Origin of the sequence: Sphingomonas sp. Leaf357 (assembly GCF_001423845.1) — a bacterium.
Lineage (GTDB): Bacteria > Pseudomonadota > Alphaproteobacteria > Sphingomonadales > Sphingomonadaceae > Sphingomonas.
Genome location: NZ_LMPM01000001.1, coordinates 512,831 through 535,758 on the forward strand (window position 1 = coordinate 512,831; position 22,928 = coordinate 535,758).

Genomic DNA, 22,928 nt, shown 5'->3' on the forward strand with positions numbered 1-22,928 from the left:
AGCGCAGCGCATGCGGCCCGCTTATCGCCTACGCTCGAAACGAACGGGAGTGGCGGTGGCACTCGGTTTGATGCTCGCACTCGCCGCCTGCTCGCCGATCGAGAGTCGCACGCGCGATGGTCTGATCCGCGCCGGCCTGTCGCCCAAGCTCGCCACCTGCATGGCCAAGCCGATGTCCGAACAGCTTTCGGTCGCGCAGCTGCGCAAGCTGGCCAAACTGGGGACATCGGCGGGTGAGTCCGGGGAGGGGCACGGCCGCAAGCATCTTCTCAAGCGCATCCGGTCGCTCGACGATCCGCAGATCGTCTCGGTCACCGCCACCGCCGCCGCTTTGTGTTCGGTCGGGCTGAACTGAGCGCGCGGGCGTGGACGCCCGGGGTGGATTCGCGTCGGCCACTGTGCTTAAGGCCCATGCAAACCTCCGTTTCAGCGAAAGGTGCGAACGCGTCTCATGAACATCCACGAATATCAGGCCAAGGAATTGCTGGCCAAGTTCGGCGTCCCCGTCCCCGCCGGCTTCGCCGCGCTGAGCGTCGAGGAGGCCGTGGAGGCGTCGAAGAAGCTGCCCGGGCCGCTCTACGTCGTGAAGGCGCAGATCCATGCCGGCGGTCGCGGCAAGGGCAAGTTCAAGGAACTCGGCCCCGATGCCAAGGGCGGCGTGCGCCTCGCCTGGAGCGAGGATGAGGTCCGTGCGGCGGCGACCGACATGCTCGGCAACACGCTGGTGACGATCCAGACCGGCGAGCATGGCAAGCAGGTCAACCGCCTGTACGTCACCGATGGTGCCGACATCGACAAGGAATTCTATCTCGCCTTCCTCGTCAACCGCGCCACCGGCCGGGTTTCGATGGTCGTCTCGACCGAGGGCGGCATGGATATCGAGGCGGTCGCGCACGACACGCCGGAAAAGATCCAGTCGATCGACATCGATTGCGCCACCGGGTTCCAGCCGCATCACGGCCGCGCCGTCGCCGCGGCGCTCGGCCTGACCGGCGATCTCGCCAAGCAGGCCGCGTCGACCGCGTCCAACGTGTACGACGCCTTCCTCGGCACCGATGCCGAGCAGATCGAGATCAACCCGCTCGCCGTCACCAAGCAGGGCCAGTTGCTGGTGCTCGACGCCAAGGTCGCGTTCGATGGCAACGCCATGTTCCGCCACAAGGATCTGATGGAACTGCGCGACGAGACCGAGGAGGATCCGGCCGAACTGGAGGCCTCGAAGTACGATCTCGCCTATATCAAGCTCGACGGCGACATCGGCTGCATGGTCAACGGCGCCGGCCTCGCCATGGCGACGATGGACATCATCAAGCTGAACGGCATGTTCCCGGCCAACTTCCTCGACGTCGGCGGCGGTGCCACGACCGAGAAGGTGACGGCGGCGTTCAAGATCATCCTTGGCGATCCGGCGGTGAAGGGCATCCTGGTCAACATCTTCGGCGGCATCATGCGCTGCGACATCATCGCCGAGGGCATCGTCGCGGCGGCGAAGGAAGTGAACCTTTCCGTGCCGCTGGTCGTTCGCCTCGAAGGCACCAACGTTCAGCAGGGCAAGGACATTTTGTCCAATTCCGGCCTGGCGATCGTTGCTGCTAACGATCTCGGCGATGCGGCCAAGAAGATCGTCGCGGAAGTGCAGAAGGCGGCGTAATTCGTGCTATAGGTGGAGAATGACCGAGAATGTCGAGAACCTGATTCTGGAGCATCTCAAGCGCTTTCAGGCTACGCTCGATCGGATCGAGCGTGATTTGCGCGATGTGAAGACCCGGCAAGGCGACACGCATACCGCCGTGATCGGCTTGCGTCGCGATCAGGTCAACGATGCCGAGATCTCGGCCCATCTACAGCTACAGCTGGATGGCATGCAGGATCGGCTCGACCGCATCGAACGTCGCCTCGAACTATCGAACTGAGCATTGAACCACGCCTCCCCAGGAAATGTGGTCGGACTTTGGAGTGGAACGCAGATGAAGGTATTGGTGCCGGTCAAGCGCGTGCTTGACTATAACGTGAAGCCCCGCGTGAAGGCGGACGGGACGGGCGTCGATCTGGCGAACGTCAAGATGAGCATGAACCCGTTCGACGAGATCGCGGTCGAAGAGGCGATCCGTCTCAAGGACAAGGGCGTCACCGAGATCGTCGTCGTCTCGATCGGCGAGCAGAAGGCGCAGGAAACGCTGCGCACCGCGCTCGCGATGGGTGCCGACCGCGCGATCCTGGTCGTCTCGGACGAGAAGGTCGAGCCGCTGGGCGTGGCCAAGCTGCTCAAGGCGATCGTGGACGAGGAGAAGCCCGATCTGGTGATCCTGGGCAAGCAGGCGATCGACGACGACAACAACCAGACCGGCCAGATGCTGGCGGGCCTGCTCGGCGTCGGGCAAGCGACGTTCGCGTCGAAGGTCGAGCTGACCGCCGACAGCGTCACCGTGACGCGCGAAGTGGATGGCGGTTCGGAAACCGAAACGCTCAAGCTGCCCGCGATCGTCACCACCGATCTGCGCCTCAACGAACCGCGTTACGCCTCGCTGCCCAACATCATGAAGGCGAAGTCCAAGCCGATGGCGCAGAAGACCGCCGCCGATTACGGCGTCGACGTCGCACCCCGCCTGACCACGCTGAAGGTGGTCGAGCCGGCCAAGCGTTCCGCCGGGATCAAGGTCGCCGACGTGGATGAGCTGGTCGGTAAATTGAAGGCGATGGGAGTCGCGAAATGAAGACTTTGGTCTGGGTCGAACATGACGGCGCCACCGTCAAGGATGCCACGCTCGCCGTGGTCACCGCCGCCTCGCAATTGGGCGAAGTCCATCTGATCGTCGCCGGCCAGGGCGTCGATGCGGTCGCCGCCGAAGCCGCGAAGATCGCCGGCGTCGGCAAGGTGCACGTCGCCGACGACGCGGCCTACGCACATGCGCTGGCCGAGAACGTCGCGCCGCTGATCGTCCAGCTGATGGGCGACCACGACGCCGTGCTGTTCCCTGCCACCTCGGGCGGCAAGAACATCGCGCCGCGCGTCGCCGCTTTGCTCGACGTGATGCAGATCAGCGACATCCTGTCGGTCGAGAGCGAGGACACGTTCACGCGGCCGATCTACGCGGGCAACGCGATCGCCACCGTGCAGACGAAGGACGCCAAGAAGGTCATCACCGTCCGCGGCACCGCCTTCGCCAAGGCCGCCGCCGAAGGCGGTTCGGGCGCGGTCGAGGCCGTCGCGACCACCGGTGACATCGGCGTCTCGACCTATGTCGGCAGCGAGATCGCCAAGTCGGAGCGCCCCGAACTGACCAGCGCAAAGATCATCGTCTCGGGAGGCCGCGCGCTCGGTTCGGGCGAACAGTTCCACGCGCTGATCGATCCGCTTGCCGACAAGCTCGGCGCCGGCGTCGGCGCGAGCCGTGCGGCGGTGGACGCGGGCTATGCTCCGAATGATTATCAGGTCGGCCAAACCGGCAAGATCGTCGCTCCGGAAGTATATGTCGCGGTCGGCATCTCCGGCGCGATTCAGCATCTCGCCGGCATGAAGGATAGCAAGACGATCATCGCGATCAACAAGGACGAGGACGCCCCGATCTTCCAGGTCGCGGACATCGGCCTGGTCGGCGATCTGTTCAAGATCGTACCGGAATTGACCGAGAAGCTCTGACGCCAAGCTTGAAATAGATTGCAGAGGGGCGGTGCGATTTCAATCGCGTCGCCCCTTTTCGTTTTGGCCCCGTGTTGAAAACCGCCGTAACCTGCATTACAATGTAATACATGGCCGCAAACGCTCTCGTTCAAACTCGGATCAACGGCATCGTCAAGGATGAGGCCGCCGCCGTTCTTGCAACGATGGGACTTACCGTTTCGGATGCGGTTCGGCTTCTTTTGACGCGTGTCGCGCATGACAAGGCGTTGCCGTTTGACCCGCTTACCCCGAACGCTGAAACGATTGCCGCGATAAAGGAAGCGCGCGGCGGCGGATTGAAATCTTTTACCTCGATCGATGCCTTGATGGCAGATCTCGATGCGGACGATTGAGCGCACCGGGCAATTCAAAAAAGATTACAAGCGCGAAAGCAGAGGACGTCACCGCCAAACGCTATCCAGCGACCTTGCCGTGTTACTCGTTCAACTTGCCAGCGACGGCACACTCTCTCCAAATTACCGCGATCACGCTCTCATCGGCGACTGGAAAGATCATCGCGATTGCCATGTGAAGCCCGATCTGGTGCTGATCTATCGGAAACCGGACGATCACACGCTGCAGTTGGTTCGCCTTGGCTCGCACGCCGAACTAGGCTGGTAAACGCGTACCGTCGCTATCCTTTTCTATACTCCGCGTCCGACACCTTCTCCATCCATTCCACCGCTTTGCCGTCCAGTGCTTCCTGAATCGCGATATGGATCATCGCGTTGGTCGCGCTGGCGCCGTGCCAGTGCTTCTCGCCGGGCTTGAACCACACCACGTCGCCGGGGCGGATTTCCTCCACCGGGCCGCCCTCGCGCTGCACCCAGCCCAGGCCGAACGTTACGATCAGCGTCTGGCCGAGCGGATGGGTGTGCCACGCCGTCCGCGCGCCGGGTTCGAACGTCACGGTGTTGCCGGCGGTACGCGCGGGATCGGTCGCGCCGAACAGCGGGTCGATCCGCACCGTGCCGGTGAACCAGTCCGCCGGGCCCTTGACCGAGGGGGTCGATCCGCTGCGGGTGATATGCATAATCGTGTCTCCCAGGATGAACCGGGGAAACCACCCGGCACGCCGATCGTTCAATCGGTCCCCAGCGGCTTGGCCGGTGTCGCGACATTCTCCGGCAAGGGCGGGATCGTCCGCAACACCAGCCCGAGCAGAATTGCGAGCGCGCCCAGCCCGCCGCAATACCACGCCACCGCGCTCCATCCGCCTCGCGTCCACGCCATGCCGCCCAGCGACCCCAGCACGCTCGATCCGGCATAATAGAAGAACAGATACACCGCCGCCGCCTGCCCACGGCGAGCCGAGGCGCGACGGCCGACCCATGCGCTGGCGATCGAATGCGCGCCGAAGAAGCCGATCGTGACGATGCCGATCCCGGCGATCACCAGCGCCAACGGCCGCGCGGCGGTGAGCGCGACGCCGGCGATCAACAGAATGACCGGCACCCAGAACACCCGCCGCCCCAAGGTGCCGGCCAGCCCGCCGAACCAGGCCGAACTGACCGAACCGAGCAGATAGAGCAGGAAGATCGCGCCGACCGCGGCATGGCTCAGCCCGTACGGCGCGCCCATCAGACGGAAACCGGCATAATTGTAGATGCTGACGAACACACCCATCAGCAGGAACGCCTCGGCGAACAGCAAAGCCATCGCGCGGTCCCGAAACAGCGCGATCATGCCGCGCGCGACATGCCGCACCGACGGCGTTGAGGCCACGAACCCTTGCGATTCGGGTGCCAGCCGCCGGAACGCCTCCGCCATCGCCAGGCTGGCGAGCCCGACCGCCGCCATCGCCCAGCGCCACCCGGCGATGTCGGTCAGCAGGCTCACCCCCAGCCGCCCGGCCATCCCGCCGATCGCGCTGCCGGCGATGTACAGGCCCATCGCCGATCCGACCGAAACCTGATCGACCTCCTCGCTGACATAGGCCATCGCCACCGCCGGCACGCCGGCCAGCGCCACGCCGGTGGCGAAGCGGACCGCCAGCAGCACCGGCCAGCTCGGCGCGGCAGCAGTGGCGAGGCCGAGCGCCCCCGCCAGGAACATTGCCGCGACCATCATCGGCCGCCGTCCCCAGCGATCCGACAGCGCGCCGGCGAACAGGATGCCGATCGCCAGCGGACCCGTCGCCAGCCCGATCGCGAGGCTGGCACCCTCCGCGCTCAGCTGAAAATCGCTCGCGAACAGCGGCAGCAACGGCTGCGCGGCGTAGAGCAGCGAGAAGGTCGAGAACCCGGCGAACAGCATCGCCAGCGTCAGCCGACGATAGCCCGCGCTGCCCTTGGCGAGCGCGCTCACCCCGGTTCGAACCCGGCGAGCAGGCTCGCCACGTTCGCGCCCAGCGCGTCGATCGCATAGCCGCCCTCCATCGCGATCACCGTCGGCCATCCGCACGCGGCGATATCGCGCGCCAGCACGGCATAATCGGCGGTGGTCAGCTTCAAGTGCGAGATCGGATCGCCCTCCCACGTATCCGCGCCGAAGCTCAGCACCAGCAGGTCGGGCGCGAACCGCCCGATCGCCGCCAGGGCGCTCGCCTGCGCGCGGCGGAACGCGTCCAGCGTCGCGCCCTGCGGTAGGGGCAGGTTCAGCGTCGTGCCCGCTCCCTCGGCCTCGCCGGTTTCGTCGGCATGGCCCCAAAAGAACGGATAGTCGGTCGCCGGATCGGCATGCAGCGATGCGTAGAACACGTCGCCGCGCGTCCAGAAGATGTCCTGCGTGCCGTTGCCGTGATGATAGTCGATATCGAGGATCGCGACCCGCTTCGCGCCCGCCTCGCGCGCCGACGTCAGAGCGTATTGGGCGGCGATCGCGGCGGTGTTGAGGTAGCAATAGCCGCCGAGATAATCCGCCCCGGCATGGTGCCCCGGCGGACGGCACAAGGCGAAGGCGGCGCGCTCGCCCGCCAGCACGGCCTGCGTCGCCGACAGCACGGCCTGCGCGCTCCAATAGGCCGAAGTCCAGCTGTCGGCGGTCAGCGGGGTGGAGGCATCGAGGCTGTAGCGCCCGGCCAGCGCATCGATCCGGTCGAGCTTCAGCGGCCGCCGCCCGACGATCGGCCAGATATAGCCCATCACGTCGCCCGGCCGGCCCGCCGCCGCCCAGCGCGCCGGCGCGTTCTTCAGGAAATCGACATAGCCGGCGTCGTGGATCGCCAGGATCGGGGCCTCGCCATGATCGTGCGGTGCCTCCGTCGCACCGATCGCCGCCCGAATCGCCTCGGCGCGGGGCGGAGTCTCGGCATAATCGACGAACCCGCCATTGTGCAGTTCCTTGGCCGGGGCATGGGCCAATTGGCGGGGATCGAAGAACCGGCGCATCACGTCATCTCCGTATCGGCCAGGCAAAGCGCAACACCGCGAAACCGGCGAGCGCCGACAGGATCGATCCGCCCAGCACGCCGATCTTCACCTCGTCCATCGACGCCGCATCCCCGGGAAAGGCGAGGCCGCCGATGAACAGGCTCATCGTGAAGCCGATGCCCGCCAGCGAGGCCACGCCGTACACCTGCAGCCAGCTGGCGCGCTCGGGCCGGCGCGCGATGCCCAGTCTCTCGGCCAGCGCGATGCTGCCCAGGATCCCGATCTGCTTGCCCAGAAACAGGCCGGCGGCCACCGCGATCACCAGCGGCTCGATCAGCACCGATGCCGACATGCCGCCGAGCGCGACCCCGGCATTGGCGAACCCGAACAACGGCACGATCGCGAACGCGACCCACGGGCTGAGCGCATGTTCCAGCCGGTGCAGCGGCGATCGCCGGTCGTCGCGGTCGATCGGGATGAGCGCGGCGGCGAGCACGCCCGCCACCGTGGCGTGCACGCCGGACAGCAGCACCAGCCACCACAGCAAAGCGGCGGCGATCAGGTACGGCGTTAGGGCGCGCACACCATGGCGGTTCAGCGCCGCCATGATCGCTAGGACGCCCGCCGCCGCGGCCAGCGCGCCAAGATCGAGGCCGTGGCTGTAGGCGATGGCGATGATCGCCACCGCACCCATGTCGTCGACGATCGCGACGGTGGTCAGGAATAGCTTGAGCGAGGCCGGCACGCGCTTGCCGAGCAGCGCCATCACCCCGATCGCAAAGGCGATGTCGGTCGCCGCCGGGATCGCCCAGCCGCGCACCAGCGCCGCATCGCCCCCCGCGACGGCGAGATAGATCAGCGCCGGCACGATCATCCCGGCGGCGGCGGCGATCACCGGCAGGCGGCGCTTGCGCGGGTCGGCCAATTCGCCGTCGAGCAGCTCGCGCTTGATCTCCAGCCCGACGAGCAGGAAGAAGATCGCCATCAGCCCGTCGTTGATCCACAGATGCACGGTCATCGGCCCCAAAGCGGGCGAGATCGTCGGGCCGGTCTCGGCATGGAGCAGGTGGAAATAGCTTTCCGCGAACGGCGCATTGGCCGCGATCATCGCCAGCACGGCGGCGGCGATCAGCACGATCCCGCCTGCCGCCTCGTCTTTCAGGAAGGCACGCAGCGCCGAGATGGGGGAAGTGCGGGCCATGCCCCACCCTTACCGCGCAGCGCCGATCAGGCAATCGGAACAGGGTTCGAGGTAGCCAACCCTCTCCGTTCGTTTCGAGCGCAGTCGAGAAACCGCCACGTAGCGCCCGGCCCCGGTTTCTCGACTGCGCTCGAAACGAACGGTCAAGGGGGCCGCCAACGATCTCGCCTCAGAATAAGGCGAGTTGCCCGATATCGGCCGCATCCGGCACCCCGTTCAGCGGCCAGCGGGCGATCACCTCGTGCCGCGCTGGGCCGATCAGGCTGTGGACCAGCACGAACTCCTCCGCCGCCCAGCTGATCGGCGCGACCGGGCGGCTGACCGACTCGCCCTTGCGATAGACCAATGTCATGTGCGGCGAGAAATCGTAGCCGTAGCGGCCGTCCACGCCCAGACCGGCGCGGGCCGCCGCGATCGAGCGGTGCAGCCGCTCCAGCGGCGCATTCTTCAGGCGCGGCCGCAGCGCGACGGTATGCGCCCCGCCGGAGACGGTATCCAGCGTCACGTCGAACGGGGCGGCCGACACGGTCGATCCCGCCGCGACCAGCGCCGGCACGATCTCGTCCGGCCATTCGGCGTAATCGTTCAGGATATCGAGCGTCACGTGCAGCCGTTCGGGCCGCATCATCCGCGCGCCCTCGGCGAACGGCGTCATCGCCTCCACCGTCTGCCGCGCCAGGATCGGCGGCGGATACAGTGCGAAGAAGAAGCGATGCGCTGCCTTGATCCGTTTCTCGAACATCCACTCACCCTCCGACTCGGCAAGCATGTTCTTTATATGTTCTGAAATCCGGTGTCGAATCGCTCAGCGCGCCAGCGCCTCCGCGATCAGCTTGCGCGAATTGTCGATGCCGTACAGCGCGATGAAGCTGCCCATCCGTGGGCCCTGTTCGGCACCCAGCAGCGTCTCGTACAGCGCCTTGAACCAGTCGCGCAGGTTCTCGAACCCGCCGGTCTTGCCGATTTCATAGACAAGGTTCTGAATATCCTCGGCATTTGCCCCTTCCGGCAGGTCCGAAAGTTCTCGGTCCAACCGCTCGAGCGCGGCAACTTCGACACCTTCCGGCGCCCGCCGCTTCAACGTCGGCGTCACGAAATCGCGCCCATAGGCCAAGGCGCGATCGATCAGCCGGTCGAGTTCGGGATACTTTTCCGGCGTGGCGTCGGCGACATAATTGCCGAGATAGCCCCACACCTGCGTTTTGGTCGCATCACCCATCACGCTGACCAGATTGAGCAGCAGCCCGAACGTCACCGGCATCTCGCCCGACGGCAGCGCGCCGTCATGGATGTGATGCACCGGATTGCCGAGCCGTTCCTTCGGCACCTGCCCGGCATAATTACCGCGGAACTGCCAATATTCGTCCACCGCGCGCGGGATCACGCCCATGTGCAGCTGCTTGGCCTTCTTTGGCTCGCGATAGGCGTAGAAAGCGACCGATTCCTCGGGGCCATAGGTCAGCCATTGCTCCAGGCTCAGGCCATTGCCCTTCGACTTGCTGATCTTCTCGCCCTTCTCGTCGAGGAACAGCTCGTAGATCAGCCCCTCCGGCTTGCGCCCGCCGAGTACCTGCGCGATGCGCCCGCCGAGCTGCGCGGAATCGATCAGATCCTTGCCGTGCATCTCGTAATCCACGCCCAGCGCGGCCCAGCGCATACCCCAATCGGGCTTCCATTGCAGCTTGGCCTGCCCGCCGAGGATCGATTGCTCGATCCGCTCGCCCCCCGGAACACTGGAGTCGATGAACGCGATGATGCCCGCATCGGCATCCACCACCTCGACCGGCACCTGCAGCACGATGCCCGATCTCGGGCTGATCGGCAGGACCGGCGAATAGGTCTCCTGCCGCTCGCCGCGCAGCGTCGGCAGCATGATCGCCATGATCGCGGCATAGTTGCGCAGCACCTGCTTCAGCTTCTCGTCGAAGCGCCCGCTGGCATAATAATCGGTCGAGGAGGCGAATTCGTAGTCGAAGCCGTATTGGTCGAGAAAGGCACGCAAGGTCGCATTGTTGTGCGCGGCAAAGCTTTCGTGGGTACCGAACGGATCGGGGATGCGGCTCAGCGGCTTGCCGAGATGCTCGGCCAGCATCGCCCTGTTCGGCACGTTGTCCGGCACCTTGCGCAGGCCGTCCATGTCGTCGCTGAACGCGAGCAGGCGCGTCGGCTGGTCGCTCAGCGCATGGAAGGCGTTGCGCACCATCGTCGTGCGCAGCACCTCGTTGAACGTGCCGATATGCGGCAGGCCGGACGGGCCGTATCCGGTCTCGAACAGGATCGGCGCGCCGCCCGGCTTTCCGTCCGGATAGCGCTTGAGCAGCTTGCGCGCCTCTTCATAAGGCCAGGCTTTGGACTCGAGGGCGGCGGTGCGGAGGGCGTCGGTCATAGCGGTTTCGCCTAGCGCATGGTGACTGACACGCACAACCCGCCCCTCCATCGTCATCCCGGCATAGGCTGGGATCTCCACGAGGCGCGCACGACGCCAGCCCCGCAGAGACCCCAGCCTGCGCTGGGATGACGGTTTGGATGGAAGCAAGCGTGAGGCGTTGCCATTTCGTTCCGTCCGCGCCACTGTCGCGCCCGTGCCCACACCGCTGCCCTATCCCGCCATCCACGCCAGCCATAGCGGCATCTGGATCGCCACGGTGGACGGCACGCGCCCGATCGGGCGGGGCGAGGCGATCCGCATCGCCGCCGACACGCCGGTGATCGTGCTCAACGCCGCCTTGGTCGGGCAGCGGCTGGGCTATGCCGATCTGTCGGGGCTCGACGTGCTCGAACTGTTCGCCTTCATGTGCCCGGCGCGCTTCATGGTGCCCACGCCGCGTGGGCTGGCGCGCGTGACCGGGCTGGCCGCGCCGGCGCGCGACGAGGAGGTCGCTGCGTTTCTGCTCGACGCGACCGAGGCGTTGCTCGCGCTGCCCAAGGGCGACTGGCCGGAAAAGGAAGGCGCATGGACCTCGGCGCAGTCGCTGTTCCGGCTGCGCTGGCCCTGGGCACCCTTGGTCGGCGATCATCTGACCAAGCCGACCGAGGCGGAGCGCTGGCTTTTTTCGAAACTGCCCGAGTGGTCCGAAGGCGCGCCGCGCCCGGCACCGCGCACGATCACGCTGGAGGCGCACGAGACGCAAAGTCGTCTCGCGCAACTCACCGGGAGCGCGGCCGAGCAACGCCCCGGGCAGCGCGCCTTCGCACAGGCCGCGATGGATGCGTTCGGCCCGCGCATGATGCGCGACACGCCCAACATGGTGCTGGCCGAGGCGGGCACGGGGATCGGCAAGACCTTGGGCTATCTCGCCCCAGCCTCGCTCTGGGCGGAGAAGGCCGGCGGCGCGGTATGGGTGTCCACCTTCACCAAGGCGCTGCAACGCCAATTGGGGCAGGAAAGCGCGCGGCTTTTCCCCGACGCAGGCGTGCGTAAGGCCAAGGTGGTGACGCGCAAGGGTCGTGAGAATTACCTCTGCCTGCTCAATCTGGAGGATGCGTTGCAGGGCGGGTTCGCCGGGCGTGCCGCGATCCTCGCGCAACTGGTCGCGCGCTGGGCTGCGTATAGTGCGGATGGCGACATGGTCGGCGGCGACCTGCCCGGCTGGCTGCCGACCCTGTTCCGGCGCAACGGATCGACCGCGCTGACCGACCGGCGCGGCGAATGCGTCTATGCCGGTTGCCCGCATTACCGCAAATGTTTCATCGAACGCGCCGCGCGGGCCAGCGCGGAGGCGGATATCGTCATTGCCAATCATGCGCTGGTGATGGTCAACGCCGCGCGCGGGCGCGAACTGACCACGCGGCCGACGCGCTACGTGTTCGACGAGGGGCATCACATCTTCGATGCGGCGGATTCGATGTTCTCGACCGCGCTGACCGGTGGCGAGACGATCGAGATCCGGCGCTGGATCCTCGGCCCCGAATCCGGCGGGCGCGGGCGGCGGCGCGGACTTCAGGCGCGCCTGTCCGATGTCGCCAGCTATGACGAGGGCGGCGCGCGCGCGATCTCCGACGCGGTCGCGGCGGCCGGTGCGCTGGCGAGCGAGGGCTGGCTGCAGCGGCTGGGCGAGGGCGCGCCGTTCGGGCCGATCGAGACGTTGCTCGCGGCGGTGCGCGGCCTCACCTATGCGCGCGCCGAGGCGGAAGGCGATGCGGGCTATGGCCTCGAAACCGAGCTGGCCGAGCCGGATGCGGCACTCGTCGAGGCGGCGGGGCCGGCGGCGCATGCGCTCGATGCTCTGGTGCGCCCGCTGGTCGGGCTCGGCCGCCGGCTCGAAGCGGTGCTGCAGGAAGGGCCGGACTGGATGGACGGGCCGGCGCGGGCGCGGATCGAAGGCGCGATCGCCTCGATCGGTTGGCGCGCCGAGACGGTCGCCGCGTGGCTGTCGCTGCTGGCGCGGATCGGCGGGCCGGCGACGCCCGATTTCGTCGACTGGATGGCGGTCGACCGGGTCGAGGGGCGCGAATACGATATCGGGCTGCATCGCCACTGGCTCGATCCCAGCAAGCCGTTCGCCGAGACGGTGCTGAAACCGGCGCACGGCGCGCTCGTCACGTCGGCGACGTTGCGCGGCGGCGGCGCCGATCCCCACGAGGGGTGGGAGGTGGCCGAGTCCCGCACCGGGGCCACGCACCTGCTGCGCGGGGCGAGCCGTTTCGAGGCACCCTCGCCATTCGATTACGCGACCCAGGCCGAGGTGCTGATCGTCACCGATGTGAAGCGCGGCGACATGGGCGCGCTGGCCAACGCCTATGCCCGGCTGGGCTGCGCCAGCCATGGCGGGATGCTCGGCCTGTTCACCGCGATCCGGCGGCTGCGCGGCGTGCATGCGCGGATCGCCGACCGGCTCGCGCGCGACGGATTGCCGCTCTACGCCCAGCATGTCGATCCGATCGACACCGGCACGCTGATCGACATCTTCCGCGACGATGCCTCGGCTTCCCTGCTCGGCACCGATGCGCTGCGCGACGGGGTGGACGTGCCGGGCGAATCGCTTCGGCTGGTGGTGATGGAGGGCGTGCCCTGGTCGAAGCCGACCGTGCTGCACGCCGCGCGACGGCTGGCGGGCGGGGGCAGCGCCTATGACGACCGCATCGTCCGCGCGCGGCTGGCGCAGGCGTTCGGGCGGCTGATCCGCCGCGCCGACGACAAGGGCATGTTCGTCCTGCTGTCCGCCGCGATGCCGTCGCGCCTGCTCACCGCCTTCCCGCCGGGCGTGCGAATCGAACGCGTCACGCTCGACGAGGCGGTATTGCGTGCATCGCGTCTTCCTTCCGTCACGCGCCTCGTGCATGAATCGCGGCTGGACGCCTGACGGAGAGCCCATGAAGACGCTGACCCTGCTGCGCCACGCCAAATCCGGGTGGGACGACAAGGTGGTGCGCGATGTAGATCGTCCCCTCAACAGCAAAGGAAAGCGCGCCGCCGCCTGTGTCGGGCGGCATTGGCGCGATCTTCGCCTCTCCTTCGATCATGTCGTGGCCTCTCCGGCGGTACGGGTGCACGAGACGATCGCAGAACTGTCCAGCGGCTATGGCGAGACGATCGCGCCGGTGGTCGATCGCCGGATCTATCTCGCCTCGGCGGTGACGTTGCTCGACGTGATCCATGAACTGCCCGAAGGCGCGGAGCGCGTGCTGATGATCGGGCACAATCCGGGTCTCGAGGATCTCGTGCTGATGCTGGTGCCGGACAAAGCGAGCGACGCGCTGCGCGATACAGTGGAGGAGAAGTTTCCTACCGCGAGCACGGCGGAACTGACGTTCGACGGGGCCTGGGTCGAGGTCGCCCAGAACACGGCGACGCTGACGCGCTTCATCCGCCCCCGCGACCTGGATCCGGCCTTGGGGCCGGATCAGGATTAAGTCTGACTTAAATTCAATTTCCGGCAGCTTTGCTAGCGGTTTCCAAACCAGAACCGTCACCCCGGACTTGTTCCGGGGTCCACCGTGCCGCTAACTCGGCGATCACATCATGTTCACATCGAAAGCCGCTTGGTGGACCCCGGAGCAAGTCCGGGGTGATGGAAAACGCAGTCAAAGATAATTACGGGCCTCAGCCCTTATCCTGCTCCAGCCCGTCGGCGAGCGAATCGCGTATCTCCTGCACCGCCGCCAGATCGACCTTCCCGCCGCCGCGCTTGCGCTCGGTCATGAGGAGTTTCTGCACGCCGCGAATCGTATAGCCTTCCTGCTCGAGCAGGCTCTGGATGCGCAGCACCAAGGCGATGTCGGCGGGGCGGTAATAGCGGCGATTGCCGGCGCGCTGCAGCGGGCGGAGTTGGGGAAAGCGCGTTTCCCAATAGCGCAGGATATGTTGCGGCAGGCCTGTCTCGCGCGACAGTTCGCCGATCGTCCGGAACGCGCCCGCCGCCTTGTCGGGAGCGCCGGACTCGGTCATGTCAGCAGCCGCCGGTCGTGCGATGAGCCGTTACAGGACACATCAGGCCCCGCTCACGATGCGATCGCGCATCATCTGGCTGGCGCGGAAGGTGAGCACGCGGCGCGGCGCGATCGGCACCTCGATGCCGGTCTTCGGATTGCGCCCGACCCGCTCGCCCTTGTCGCGCAATACGAAGGTGCCGAAACCGGAGATCTTGACGTTCTCGCCCTTCGACAGCGATTCGCACATGTGCGTGAGAATATCTTCGACCAGCTTCGCCGAATCCGCGCGCGACAACCCCACTTGGTGGTGAAGTGCTTCGGCCAGATCGGCCCTGGTCAATGTTCCAGCAGGCGCCATGCGCTCCCCTTCTCCACAGCGTGGCAGGACAATGGTCTAGCACAATGACGAAGCGGGCGGAAAGGTCTTTGTGACGCTCCCGTTTCGATCGCCGTCCCGGGGCTAGAATCGGACCACCGCCGCGCCCCAGGTGAAACCGCCGCCCATCGCCTCCAGCACGAGCAACTGGCCCGGCTTGATGCGTCCGTCGCGCACCGCGCTGTCGAGCGCGAGCGGGACGGAGGCGGCGGAGGTATTGGCATGCTGGTCGACCGTCATGACGACCTTCTCGGCCGGCAGCCCCAGCTTGCGCGCGGTCGCATCGAGGATCCGGGCATTCGCCTGATGCGGCACGACCCAATCGACGTCGGAGGATTCGAGACCGGCCAACGCGAGCGATTCGCTCATCACGCTGGCCAGATTGGTGACGGCGTGGCGAAAGACCTCGCGGCCCTTCATGCGCAGCTTGCCAACCGTGCCGGTGGTCGACGGGCCGCCATCAACATAGAGCAACTGGTTGTGGCGCCCGTCGGCATGCAGCTTGGTCGCGAGGATGCCGCGCGACTCGGGGCCGCCGTCGCTTTCCTGCGCCTCCAGCACGATCGCGCCCGCACCGTCGCCGAACAGGACGCAGGTGGTGCGATCCTCCCAATCGAGGATGCGGCTGAACGTCTCGGCACCGATCACCAGCGCGCGGCGCGCGGTGCCGGAGCGCAGCATCGCATCGGCGACCTGCACCGCATAGAGGAAGCCCGAACAGACCGCCGCCACGTCGAACGCGACGCAATCGTCGATGCCGAGCATCGCCTGCACCTTGGTCGCGCTGGCCGGAAAGGTCTGGTCGGGCGTGGCGGTGGCGAGCACGATCAGGTCGATCTCCTGCGCCGCAACGCCGGCGGCGGCGAGTGCGGCCTTGCAGGCATCGGCGGCGAGCGTGGCCGTCGTCTCGTCCGGGCCGGCGATATGGCGGAAGCGGATGCCGGTCCGCTCGACGATCCACTCGTCGGTCGTATCGACGGTTTCGGCCAGTTCGGCGTTCGAGACGCGGCGCGCCGGAAGCGCGGAACCGGTGCCGGTGATGACCGAACGAATCATGCCGCTTTCGCCTCGAAATTGCCGAGGTCTTCGCTGATCCGGCGGGTGAGATCGTCGCGCACCATCTTGGCGGCGGCGGCGATCGCGGTGGCGACGCCGAGTTCGGTGGCACCGCCATGGCTCTTCACGACGATGCCGTTGAGACCAAGAAAGACCGCGCCGTTATGCACGTTAGGGTCGAGATGATGGCGCAGCAATTCGGTTGCCGGGCGCGAGATCAGGAAGCCGACCTTCGAGCGCAACGACGAACTGAACGCGCGCTTGAGCAGATCGCCGACGAACCGGGCGGTGCCCTCGGCGGTCTTCAGCGCGATATTGCCCGAAAAGCCGTCGCACACGATCACGTCGACTTCGCCGCGCGACAGCCGGTCGCCCTCGATGAAGCCGGTGAAGGTCAGCGGCAGGTGAGTCGCCGCGCGAAGCGCGCTGGCCGCGTCGCGGATCTCGTCGGTGCCCTTCTGGTCCTCGCTGCCGATGTTGAGCAACGCGACCCGGGGGGAGGCGAGGTCCATGTTGGTGCGAGCATAGGCCGCGCCCATCACCGCGAACTGGATCAGGTTGCGCGCGTCGCACTCGGTATTGGCGCCGAGATCGAGCACCACGACATCATTGTCGCCGAGCGTCGGCAGCATCGCGGCGAGCGCAGGCCGGTCGATGCCGGGCAGCATGCGCAGGCTGATCTTGGCCATCGCCATCAGCGCGCCGGTATTGCCCGACGACACCGCGGCCCCCGCGCGGCCCTGCTTCACCATGTCGATGGCGATGCCCATCGACGTCTTCTTAGCACGACGCAGTGCGACGCCAGCCTTTTCGCTGGAGCCGACCACTTCGGGCGCATGGACGATTTCCGAATTGGCGGTCAGGTTCGGATGCGACCGCAATCCGTCATGAATCGCCGCCTCGTCCCCCACGAGCAGGAAACGCATGTCGGGAAAGCGATGACGCGCGCGCGCGACGCCGGCCAGCATCACGGCCAGCCCCTTGTCGCCACCCATCGCGTCAACGGCAATAAAGGAGCTGTCGGTCACGTCGCTCCGTTCCTGTTCGGAACCTGATCTAGGCCCAGTGTCAGGCCCGGTATCAGGCCTTGTCCGCGATGATCTCGCGACCGTTGTAGTGGTTGCACGACGGGCACATGTTGTGCGGCCGCTTCAGTTCGCCACAGTTCGGGCATTCCTGGAACGCGTCGATGCTGAGCGAATCGTGGCTACGGCGCATGCCGCGCTTGGACGGCGTGGTTTTTCTCTTGGGGACGGCCATTTCGGCGAAACCTTGTGTTTGATCGGACCTGATTTTGCGGCAAGCCCGAATCGAAGGCCCCACGCAACCGACGTGAAGTCGGCCGCAGTGGCACCAGCGGCCGGACACACGCGCGAAGCGATGCGCCTATAGCGATTCCTGCGAACGTTGCAACCCGCCGCGCCGGGTGGCAGGCTCCGGCACGGACGATAATCGCGGCTTCAACGATTTGGGGGACGGACATGCAAAGCATCACGATGCCGGTGACATTGGTCACGACGGGCGGCGCTGGGATCATCGCATTGTGGCTCGGCCTGCGCGCCGGCAGGGTCCGATCTTCCGCGAAGGTCGATATCGGCGACGGCGGCAATGCGGCGCTGATCGCCCGGATGCGCGCGCAGGCCAACTATGTCGAATACGCCCCGTTCATCGTGATGCTGATCGCGGCGCTGGAGTTCACCTGCGGCACGTCGACCTGGCTGTGGGTGGCGGCGATCCTGTTCCTGATCGCGCGCGTGCTCCACGCCTTTGGCATGGACGGGATGAAGGGCGGCCGGATGATCGGCATCCTGATCACCTTCCTCCTGCTGCTGGCGCTGGGCGGCTACGCCATCGCTCTACCGCTGATCGCGCATTACGGCGCGCCCAAGGCGGCGGTGGAGGTGGTGCCGGCGACGGGGTGAGCCAGGCCTCTATAGTATCGTCATGCTGAACTTGTTTCAGCATCCAGGCGCGGTCGGCCGCTTAACGGACATCGTCTTTTATGGAACCGACCGCGCCTGGATCCTGAAACGAGTTCAGGACGACGACGATATTTGGCTAGCCCGTGGCGCCCGCGCCGACGAATGGATTGTATTTCCGCTCATGGCCGAAATTGCTCATCGGGCCGTGGCCGGGGATGAAGGCGGTGTCGTCGCCGAGTGGCCACAGCTTGGCGACGATCGAATCGATCAGATCCTGGTGATTGCTGCGCGGGAAATCGGTACGGCCGACCGAGCCCTGGAACAGAACGTCGCCGACCAGCGCCAGCTTCGATTCGGGGTGGTGCAAGATCACGTGTCCCGGCGTGTGGCCCGGCGTTTCATAGACGTTGAGCGTGAGATTGCCGACCGTGACGGTATCGCCCTCGACCAGCCAGCGGTCGGGCACGAACGCCTTGCCGCCCATGATGCCGTATTTCATCCCGTCCTCGGCGAGCGTTTCGAGCAGGAACAGGTCGGCCTCGTGCGGCCCTTCGATCGGCACGTCCAGTTGCTCGGCCAGCGGCTTGGCCTCGCCGCAGTGGTCGAAGTGACCATGGGTCAGGATGATCTTCTCGATGGTCACCCCGTGCTGCGCCGCCGCCGCCTTCAGCTTGGGCAGGTCGCCGCCGGGATCGACAAAGGCGCCGCGCATCGTTTCGGTGCACCATAACAAGGTGCAATTCTGCTGCAGCGGGGTGACGGGCACGATCGCGGCACGCAGCGGCGGGGTCGGTTGAGTGGTCATGGCGCCCGAAATAGGCGGGCAGCGGCCGGGCGGCAACCTTGGCGCTTGCCGTGGCCCATGGCGCATTGCAAGGCGCTGAGCCCATGCTCGCGCTCGACGCCCCCTTCGTGTTGCTCGACGACGCCCGTGCCGGTGGCGTGCCGGCGCGGCTGTACCGCGCGCCGGTGCGCGTGATCGCGGCGCATGAGCTGGCGGGTGTCATGCCGGCGCTGGCGGAGGTGCGGGCGGCCGGTGCCACGGGGCTGCACGCGGCGGGCTTCCTGTCCTATGAGGCCGGGGCGGCGTTCGAGCCGGTGCTCGGAACGCCTGTTTCGGGTGGCGGTCCCTTGGTGTGGTTCGGCCTGTTCGATCGCTACGAAGAGATTTCCGCCGAGGACGTGGCCGCTGTGCTGCCCGATCCGGCGGGCGCGTGGATCGGCGCGCCGCGGCCGGACGAGGACCGTGCCACTTATGACGCGCACTTCGCCCGGGTACAGGATCTTATCGCGGCGGGCGATCTCTATCAGGCCAACCTCACCTATCGCGCAACCTGCCGCTTCGCCGGCGACCCGCTGGCGCTCTATGCCGCGCTCAGGGGTCGGGCGCGCGCCGGCTATGGCGCGTTGGTCTCGACCGGCCGTGATCTGCTGCTGTCGCTGTCGCCGGAACTGTTCTTCACGCTGGAGGGGGATGCGCTCAGCTGCCGCCCGATGAAGGGCACGATGCGGCGTGGCGAGACGCCGACGGACGACACCGCACGGATAGTGTCGCTCGGCAATGACGAGAAACAGCGTGCGGAAAACCTGATGATCGTCGATCTGATGCGCAACGATCTGTCGCGCGTCGCGCGCGCCGGCAGCGTCGCGGTGCCGCGCTTGTTCGCGATCGAAACCTATCCGACCGTGCATCAGATGGTGTCCACGATCACCGCCGGCCTCGCGCCGGGCAAGGACGCGATCGACGTGCTCGCTGCTTTGTTCCCCTGCGGTTCGATCACGGGAGCGCCAAAGATCCGCGCGATGCAGGCGATCGCCGAGATCGAGCAGGCGCCCCGCAATACCTATACCGGATCGATCGGCCGGATCGACGCGGCCACCGGACGCGGGGGCGGCGATGCGATGTTCAACGTCGCGATCCGCACATTATCGATTCCCATCGGCGGCGATCATGCCATGTTCGGTGCCGGGGGCGGTATCGTCGCGGATTCCCGTGGCGGCGAAGAATGGGACGAAAGTTTGGCCAAGGGCGATTTCCTCACCTCGGGACAAAAGAGTTTCGACCTGATCGAGACGATGGCGTTCGATCCGATGGCCGGGCTGATGCTGCTGGAACGCCACCTCGCGCGGCTGAAGGCGAGCGCCGAGCTGTTCGGCTTCACCTTCGACCGGCACGATACGCGCAACGAATTGCAGGCCGCGACCTTCCGCCTGCGTGGGGCCAGTCGCGTGCGCCTGCTGCTGGCGAAAAGCGGCGCGATCGCGATCGAGGTCGCCCCCGCGCCCGCGCCGTTCGACGGCCCGGCGCGCGTGGCGGTGGTGCCGTTGCCGGTCGCGTCCGCCGACTTCCGCCTACGCCACAAGACCAGCGACCGGGCCTTCTACGATGACGCTCGCCACGCTGCGGGAACGGACGAGGTGGTGTTCGTCGATCGGGCAGGCTTCCTGACCGAGGGCAGCTTCACGAACATCTTCGTGGAGCGGGACGGGGTGCTGCTCACCCCGCCTGTGTCGCGCGGCCTGTTGCCCGGCGTGTTGCGGGCCGAACTGATCGAGAGCGGGCAGGCGATCGAAGCGGATCTGACGCCCGACGACCTCACGCTCGGTTTCTCGCTCGGCAATGCCCTGCGCGGGCGGGTTCCGGCGGTTGTTGCGGTTGCGAACTGGACGCGGCCAAGTCTATAGCGCCCGCGCTTCCCCAATTTCAGGAACCAGCTTATGCAGCCCTCCGCCGCGCTGAACCGCATCAAGCCCTCGCCGACGCTGGCGATCACCACGCGCGTGGCGGAGCTGAAAGCGGAAGGCGTCGACGTGATCGGCCTGGGTGCCGGCGAACCCGATTTCGATACGCCGGAGTTCATTAAGGACGCCGGAATCAAGGCGATCCGCGACGGCAAGACCAAATATACCAATGTCGACGGCACGCCTGAGCTGAAGGATGCGGTGGTCGCCAAATTCAAGCGTGACAACGGACTGAGCTACGAGCGCAACCAGATCACGATCAACGCCGGCGGCAAGCACACTTTGTTCAATGCGATGGTCGCGACGCTGGATGCGGGCGACGAGGTCGTCATCCCGGCACCGTATTGGGTGAGCTATCCGGATGTGGTGCTGTTCGCGAACGGCACGCCGGTGTTCGTCGCGGCCGGCGCGGAGCAGAACTACAAGTTGCGGCCCGAGCAACTGGACGCCGCGATAACGCCGCGCACCAAGTGGGTGATCCTCAATTCGCCGTCCAACCCGACTGGCGCGGCCTATTCGCGCGCCGAACTGACGGCGCTGGGCGAGGTGCTGGAGCGGCATCCGCACGTGTGGATCTTCGCCGACGACATGTACGAGCATATCGTATTCGACGATTTCGAATTCACCACCATCGCTCAGGTCTGCCCGTCGCTCTACGATCGCACGCTGACCGCCAATGGCTGTTCGAAGGCCTATGCGATGACCGGGTGGCGGATCGGCTTCGCCGCCGGCGCGCCATGGCTGATCAAGGCGATGTCGAAGCTGCAGTCGCAATCGACCAGCAATCCCTGCTCGATCGCGCAAGCCGCCAGCGTCGCGGCGCTGACCGGGGATCAGGCTTTCCTGAAGGACAATGCCGCATTGTTCCAGTCGCGCCGCGATCTGGTCGTGTCGATGCTCAACCAGGCGAACGGCATCACGTGCCCGCGCCCCGAAGGCGCGTTCTACGTCTATCCGGAATTCTCCGCGCTGATCGGCAAGAGCACGCCCAACGGAAAGGTGATCGCGACCGACGAGGATTTCGTCGCCTATCTGCTCGATGACGCCAAGGTGGCGGCGGTGCAGGGGGCGGCGTTCGGTCTGTCGCCGGCGATGCGCATTTCCTACGCCACGTCGGACGATCTGCTGCGCGAGGCGTGCGAACGCATCCAGGCGGCCTGCGCCAACATACGGTAGATGGGCGCTGGGTGAACGGGCTCGCCAGCGGCCGTTAACGTTCCGTTTCATAATACGGCATTGTCGGTGGCGCGTCGAAGGACGATCTGCCGAGCCGACATGGTTTCGATTTATGTCCGCCATGCAATGCAGGCGAGACGCCCGGCCCGTAGCAGGGCCCGTGGAGGTGAGTTATGCGCAGTTTCCTGAAGTCCGCTTTTCTCTGGCAGTTCGCCGCCGGTTTCCTGCTCGGTGCGGTCGGCATGGTCACGTTGCAGCCGCAGGGCGCGATCCAGAACCCCTTCGCGTCGGTGGCGCACGCAGACCGCTAAGTAACCTGCCCTTGGGATCGGCCTTGCGCGTAACTATCTGAGTTGCTGGCGCGAACAGGTTCGACGCCAAGGAGCTTCCGATGTTGAAAACCATCCTGCCGATCGCCGCCATTGCCGGATTGGGCGCGGTCGCCTTGTTCTCCGGCAGCGCCAGTGCCGAGCGCGCCGTGCCGATCCCCGCCGCCGCGCAGGATGTGCCCAGAACGCCCGGCCTGCAGACGGCGGTGCTGGCCGGCGGCTGCTTCTGGGGCATGGAGGCGGTGTTCGAACATGTGAAGGGCGTGAAGACCGTCACGGCAGGCTATGCCGGCGGCACCAAGGCGACCGCGAGCTACGATCAGGTCAGTACCGAAGGCACCGGCCATGCCGAGGCGATCAAGGTGGTCTACGACGCTGCGCAGGTCAGCTACGGCACGCTGCTGCGGGTCTATTTCTCGATCGCGCACGACCCGACCGAGCTGAACCGCCAGGGGCCGGACAGCGGCCCGAGCTATCGCAGCGCGATCTTCCCGCAGAATGCGCAGCAGAAGGCGGTGGCAGCGGCGTATATCGCGCAACTCGGCAAGACCAGGGCGTTCGGCAAGCCGATCGTGACGAAGCTGGAAGGCGGGCAGTTCTTCCCGGCCGAGGCATATCACCAGAACTTCTTCGATCGGAACCCGACGCATCCGTATATCGTGACGTGGGACAAGCCGAAGGTCGCCGCGTTCAAGGCCGGGTTCCCGACGCTCGCGCGGTGAGGCCTGACTTTAAAACTGCCGTCATCCTGACCTTCGCCAGGATGACGGTGGCGATGGGCC

General features: G+C 66.5%; 26 protein-coding genes. 14 read left to right on the plus strand and 12 right to left on the minus strand.

Translation table 11 applies throughout. The features are described from left to right. The first annotated feature begins 55 nt into the window (after positions 1–55). The 7 genes from ASG11_RS02460 to ASG11_RS18200 all read left to right on the plus strand — a co-directional run bounded on the left by ASG11_RS02460 (position 56) and on the right by ASG11_RS18200 (position 4,282). The gene (locus ASG11_RS02460) at positions 56–355 is read left to right on the plus strand and encodes a hypothetical protein (protein WP_156363617.1); all 300 of its coding nucleotides are present in this window, start codon (positions 56–58) and stop codon (positions 353–355) included. 96 nt (positions 356–451) lie between these two features. Further along, complete coding sequence (gene sucC, locus ASG11_RS02465; RefSeq protein ID WP_055774726.1) at positions 452–1,651, plus strand: ADP-forming succinate--CoA ligase subunit beta; 1,200 nt, start codon at positions 452–454, stop codon at positions 1,649–1,651. Between the two features lie 19 nt (positions 1,652–1,670). Beyond that, positions 1,671–1,913 carry a hypothetical protein gene (locus ASG11_RS02470; RefSeq protein WP_055774729.1) on the plus strand — a complete coding sequence of 81 codons (243 nt, stop codon included), beginning with the start codon at positions 1,671–1,673 and terminating at the stop codon, positions 1,911–1,913. A gap of 54 nt (positions 1,914–1,967) precedes the next feature. After that, positions 1,968–2,714 carry an electron transfer flavoprotein subunit beta/FixA family protein gene (locus ASG11_RS02475; RefSeq protein WP_055774732.1) on the plus strand — a complete coding sequence of 249 codons (747 nt, stop codon included), beginning with the start codon at positions 1,968–1,970 and terminating at the stop codon, positions 2,712–2,714. Further along, positions 2,711–3,640, plus strand: coding sequence for an electron transfer flavoprotein subunit alpha/FixB family protein (locus ASG11_RS02480; protein WP_055774735.1), 930 nt, complete (start codon positions 2,711–2,713; stop codon positions 3,638–3,640). The genes ASG11_RS02475 and ASG11_RS02480 overlap by 4 nt, the downstream gene beginning before the upstream one ends. A gap of 110 nt (positions 3,641–3,750) precedes the next feature. After that, a complete protein-coding gene (locus ASG11_RS02485) occupies positions 3,751–4,014 on the plus strand; it encodes a type II toxin-antitoxin system RelB/DinJ family antitoxin (RefSeq protein ID WP_055774738.1) in 264 nt (87 codons plus the stop codon). Continuing rightward, entirely contained in the window at positions 4,001–4,282 is a 282-nt protein-coding gene (locus ASG11_RS18200; protein WP_082472552.1) for a type II toxin-antitoxin system YafQ family toxin, read from the plus strand. Before ASG11_RS02485 ends, ASG11_RS18200 begins: the two co-directional genes overlap by 14 nt. Positions 4,283–4,295: 13 nt before the next feature. Here the strand turns inward: ASG11_RS18200 and ASG11_RS02490 are convergent, their stop codons facing one another. The 6 genes from ASG11_RS02490 to ASG11_RS02515 form a co-directional block, all read right to left on the minus strand. Beyond that, positions 4,296–4,694 carry a (R)-mandelonitrile lyase gene (locus ASG11_RS02490; protein WP_055774742.1) on the minus strand — a complete coding sequence of 133 codons (399 nt, stop codon included), beginning with the start codon at positions 4,692–4,694 and terminating at the stop codon, positions 4,296–4,298. 50 nt (positions 4,695–4,744) lie between these two features. Further along, positions 4,745–5,968 (minus strand): MFS transporter, encoded by a 1,224-nt coding sequence (locus ASG11_RS02495; protein WP_055774745.1) that lies wholly within the window; start codon positions 5,966–5,968, stop codon positions 4,745–4,747. Next, a complete protein-coding gene (locus tag ASG11_RS02500) occupies positions 5,965–6,990 on the minus strand; it encodes a histone deacetylase family protein (RefSeq protein ID WP_055780109.1) in 1,026 nt (341 codons plus the stop codon). The genes ASG11_RS02495 and ASG11_RS02500 overlap by 4 nt, the downstream gene beginning before the upstream one ends. Positions 6,991–6,994: 4 nt before the next feature. Beyond that, complete coding sequence (gene nhaA / locus ASG11_RS02505) at positions 6,995–8,173, minus strand: Na+/H+ antiporter NhaA (protein WP_055774748.1); 1,179 nt, start codon at positions 8,171–8,173, stop codon at positions 6,995–6,997. A gap of 169 nt (positions 8,174–8,342) precedes the next feature. Further along, a complete protein-coding gene (locus tag ASG11_RS02510; RefSeq protein WP_168371680.1) occupies positions 8,343–8,915 on the minus strand; it encodes a 2'-5' RNA ligase family protein in 573 nt (190 codons plus the stop codon). A gap of 63 nt (positions 8,916–8,978) precedes the next feature. Continuing rightward, a complete protein-coding gene (locus ASG11_RS02515; RefSeq protein ID WP_055774754.1) occupies positions 8,979–10,559 on the minus strand; it encodes a lysine--tRNA ligase in 1,581 nt (526 codons plus the stop codon). A 160-nt stretch (positions 10,560–10,719) separates the two neighbouring features. Here ASG11_RS02515 and ASG11_RS02520 point away from each other — a divergent pair, with 160 nt between their 5' ends. Both ASG11_RS02520 and ASG11_RS02525 read left to right on the plus strand, forming a co-directional pair. Beyond that, complete coding sequence (locus tag ASG11_RS02520; protein WP_443024425.1) at positions 10,720–13,476, plus strand: ATP-dependent DNA helicase; 2,757 nt, start codon at positions 10,720–10,722, stop codon at positions 13,474–13,476. A gap of 10 nt (positions 13,477–13,486) precedes the next feature. Further along, complete coding sequence (locus ASG11_RS02525) at positions 13,487–14,026, plus strand: SixA phosphatase family protein (RefSeq protein ID WP_055774759.1); 540 nt, start codon at positions 13,487–13,489, stop codon at positions 14,024–14,026. Between the two features lie 190 nt (positions 14,027–14,216). Here ASG11_RS02525 and ASG11_RS02530 read toward each other — a convergent pair whose 3' ends face one another. The 5 genes from ASG11_RS02530 to rpmF form a co-directional block, all read right to left on the minus strand. Next, complete coding sequence (locus ASG11_RS02530) at positions 14,217–14,561, minus strand: MerR family transcriptional regulator (protein WP_055774762.1); 345 nt, start codon at positions 14,559–14,561, stop codon at positions 14,217–14,219. A 42-nt stretch (positions 14,562–14,603) separates the two neighbouring features. Further along, on the minus strand, positions 14,604–14,903 hold the full coding sequence (locus ASG11_RS02535; RefSeq protein ID WP_055774765.1) for an integration host factor subunit alpha: 300 nt from the start codon (positions 14,901–14,903) through the stop codon (positions 14,604–14,606). A 102-nt stretch (positions 14,904–15,005) separates the two neighbouring features. After that, positions 15,006–15,977 carry a beta-ketoacyl-ACP synthase III gene (locus tag ASG11_RS02540; protein ID WP_055774767.1) on the minus strand — a complete coding sequence of 324 codons (972 nt, stop codon included), beginning with the start codon at positions 15,975–15,977 and terminating at the stop codon, positions 15,006–15,008. Further along, the gene (gene plsX / locus ASG11_RS02545) at positions 15,974–17,005 is read right to left on the minus strand and encodes a phosphate acyltransferase PlsX (RefSeq protein ID WP_055774770.1); all 1,032 of its coding nucleotides are present in this window, start codon (positions 17,003–17,005) and stop codon (positions 15,974–15,976) included. The genes ASG11_RS02540 and plsX overlap by 4 nt, the downstream gene beginning before the upstream one ends. A 52-nt stretch (positions 17,006–17,057) precedes the next feature. After that, positions 17,058–17,237, minus strand: a complete 180-nt coding sequence (gene rpmF / locus ASG11_RS02550; protein WP_055774773.1) for a 50S ribosomal protein L32 — start codon at positions 17,235–17,237, stop codon at positions 17,058–17,060. A 221-nt stretch (positions 17,238–17,458) separates the two neighbouring features. Here rpmF and ASG11_RS02555 point away from each other — a divergent pair, with 221 nt between their 5' ends. Continuing rightward, positions 17,459–17,899 (plus strand): MAPEG family protein, encoded by a 441-nt coding sequence (locus ASG11_RS02555; RefSeq protein ID WP_236697355.1) that lies wholly within the window; start codon positions 17,459–17,461, stop codon positions 17,897–17,899. 136 nt (positions 17,900–18,035) lie between these two features. Here the strand turns inward: ASG11_RS02555 and ASG11_RS02560 are convergent, their stop codons facing one another. Next, positions 18,036–18,704, minus strand: coding sequence for an MBL fold metallo-hydrolase (locus ASG11_RS02560; RefSeq protein WP_055774776.1), 669 nt, complete (start codon positions 18,702–18,704; stop codon positions 18,036–18,038). Between the two features lie 83 nt (positions 18,705–18,787). Between ASG11_RS02560 and pabB the strand changes: the two genes are divergently transcribed. The 4 genes from pabB (at position 18,788) to msrA (ending at position 22,868) form a co-directional block, all read left to right on the plus strand. Next, the gene (pabB, locus tag ASG11_RS02565; protein ID WP_055774780.1) at positions 18,788–20,584 is read left to right on the plus strand and encodes an aminodeoxychorismate synthase component I; all 1,797 of its coding nucleotides are present in this window, start codon (positions 18,788–18,790) and stop codon (positions 20,582–20,584) included. A gap of 33 nt (positions 20,585–20,617) precedes the next feature. Then, the gene (locus ASG11_RS02570; RefSeq protein WP_055774782.1) at positions 20,618–21,817 is read left to right on the plus strand and encodes a pyridoxal phosphate-dependent aminotransferase; all 1,200 of its coding nucleotides are present in this window, start codon (positions 20,618–20,620) and stop codon (positions 21,815–21,817) included. A 173-nt stretch (positions 21,818–21,990) separates the two neighbouring features. Further along, a complete protein-coding gene (locus ASG11_RS18935) occupies positions 21,991–22,128 on the plus strand; it encodes a hypothetical protein (protein ID WP_168371681.1) in 138 nt (45 codons plus the stop codon). 80 nt (positions 22,129–22,208) lie between these two features. Then, complete coding sequence (msrA, locus tag ASG11_RS02575) at positions 22,209–22,868, plus strand: peptide-methionine (S)-S-oxide reductase MsrA (RefSeq protein WP_055774785.1); 660 nt, start codon at positions 22,209–22,211, stop codon at positions 22,866–22,868. Positions 22,869–22,928 lie beyond the last annotated feature (60 nt).

What these genes read in the sequence shown, in the direction of transcription:
- sucC (WP_055774726.1), top strand. Translation starts at nt 452, where the DNA reads ATGAACATCCACGAATATCAGGCCAAGGAATTGCTGGCCAAGTTCGGC.
- ASG11_RS02490 (WP_055774742.1), bottom strand. Translation starts at nt 4,694, where the DNA reads ATGCATATCACCCGCAGCGGATCGACCCCCTCGGTCAAGGGCCCGGCG.
- nhaA (WP_055774748.1), bottom strand. Translation starts at nt 8,173, where the DNA reads ATGGCCCGCACTTCCCCCATCTCGGCGCTGCGTGCCTTCCTGAAAGAC.
- ASG11_RS02515 (WP_055774754.1), bottom strand. Translation starts at nt 10,559, where the DNA reads ATGACCGACGCCCTCCGCACCGCCGCCCTCGAGTCCAAAGCCTGGCCT.
- ASG11_RS02535 (WP_055774765.1), bottom strand. Translation starts at nt 14,903, where the DNA reads ATGGCGCCTGCTGGAACATTGACCAGGGCCGATCTGGCCGAAGCACTT.
- ASG11_RS02475 (WP_055774732.1), top strand. Translation starts at nt 1,968, where the DNA reads ATGAAGGTATTGGTGCCGGTCAAGCGCGTGCTTGACTATAACGTGAAG.
- ASG11_RS02525 (WP_055774759.1), top strand. Translation starts at nt 13,487, where the DNA reads ATGAAGACGCTGACCCTGCTGCGCCACGCCAAATCCGGGTGGGACGAC.
- ASG11_RS02530 (WP_055774762.1), bottom strand. Translation starts at nt 14,561, where the DNA reads ATGACCGAGTCCGGCGCTCCCGACAAGGCGGCGGGCGCGTTCCGGACG.
- ASG11_RS02500 (WP_055780109.1), bottom strand. Translation starts at nt 6,990, where the DNA reads ATGCGCCGGTTCTTCGATCCCCGCCAATTGGCCCATGCCCCGGCCAAG.
- ASG11_RS02555 (WP_236697355.1), top strand. Translation starts at nt 17,459, where the DNA reads ATGCAAAGCATCACGATGCCGGTGACATTGGTCACGACGGGCGGCGCT.
- rpmF (WP_055774773.1), bottom strand. Translation starts at nt 17,237, where the DNA reads ATGGCCGTCCCCAAGAGAAAAACCACGCCGTCCAAGCGCGGCATGCGC.
- pabB (WP_055774780.1), top strand. Translation starts at nt 18,788, where the DNA reads ATGCTCGCGCTCGACGCCCCCTTCGTGTTGCTCGACGACGCCCGTGCC.
- ASG11_RS02470 (WP_055774729.1), top strand. Translation starts at nt 1,671, where the DNA reads ATGACCGAGAATGTCGAGAACCTGATTCTGGAGCATCTCAAGCGCTTT.
- ASG11_RS02570 (WP_055774782.1), top strand. Translation starts at nt 20,618, where the DNA reads ATGCAGCCCTCCGCCGCGCTGAACCGCATCAAGCCCTCGCCGACGCTG.
- ASG11_RS18200 (WP_082472552.1), top strand. Translation starts at nt 4,001, where the DNA reads ATGCGGACGATTGAGCGCACCGGGCAATTCAAAAAAGATTACAAGCGC.
- ASG11_RS02485 (WP_055774738.1), top strand. Translation starts at nt 3,751, where the DNA reads ATGGCCGCAAACGCTCTCGTTCAAACTCGGATCAACGGCATCGTCAAG.
- ASG11_RS02480 (WP_055774735.1), top strand. Translation starts at nt 2,711, where the DNA reads ATGAAGACTTTGGTCTGGGTCGAACATGACGGCGCCACCGTCAAGGAT.
- ASG11_RS02510 (WP_168371680.1), bottom strand. Translation starts at nt 8,915, where the DNA reads ATGTTCGAGAAACGGATCAAGGCAGCGCATCGCTTCTTCTTCGCACTG.
- ASG11_RS02560 (WP_055774776.1), bottom strand. Translation starts at nt 18,704, where the DNA reads ATGACCACTCAACCGACCCCGCCGCTGCGTGCCGCGATCGTGCCCGTC.
- ASG11_RS02540 (WP_055774767.1), bottom strand. Translation starts at nt 15,977, where the DNA reads ATGATTCGTTCGGTCATCACCGGCACCGGTTCCGCGCTTCCGGCGCGC.
- msrA (WP_055774785.1), top strand. Translation starts at nt 22,209, where the DNA reads ATGTTGAAAACCATCCTGCCGATCGCCGCCATTGCCGGATTGGGCGCG.
- ASG11_RS18935 (WP_168371681.1), top strand. Translation starts at nt 21,991, where the DNA reads ATGCGCAGTTTCCTGAAGTCCGCTTTTCTCTGGCAGTTCGCCGCCGGT.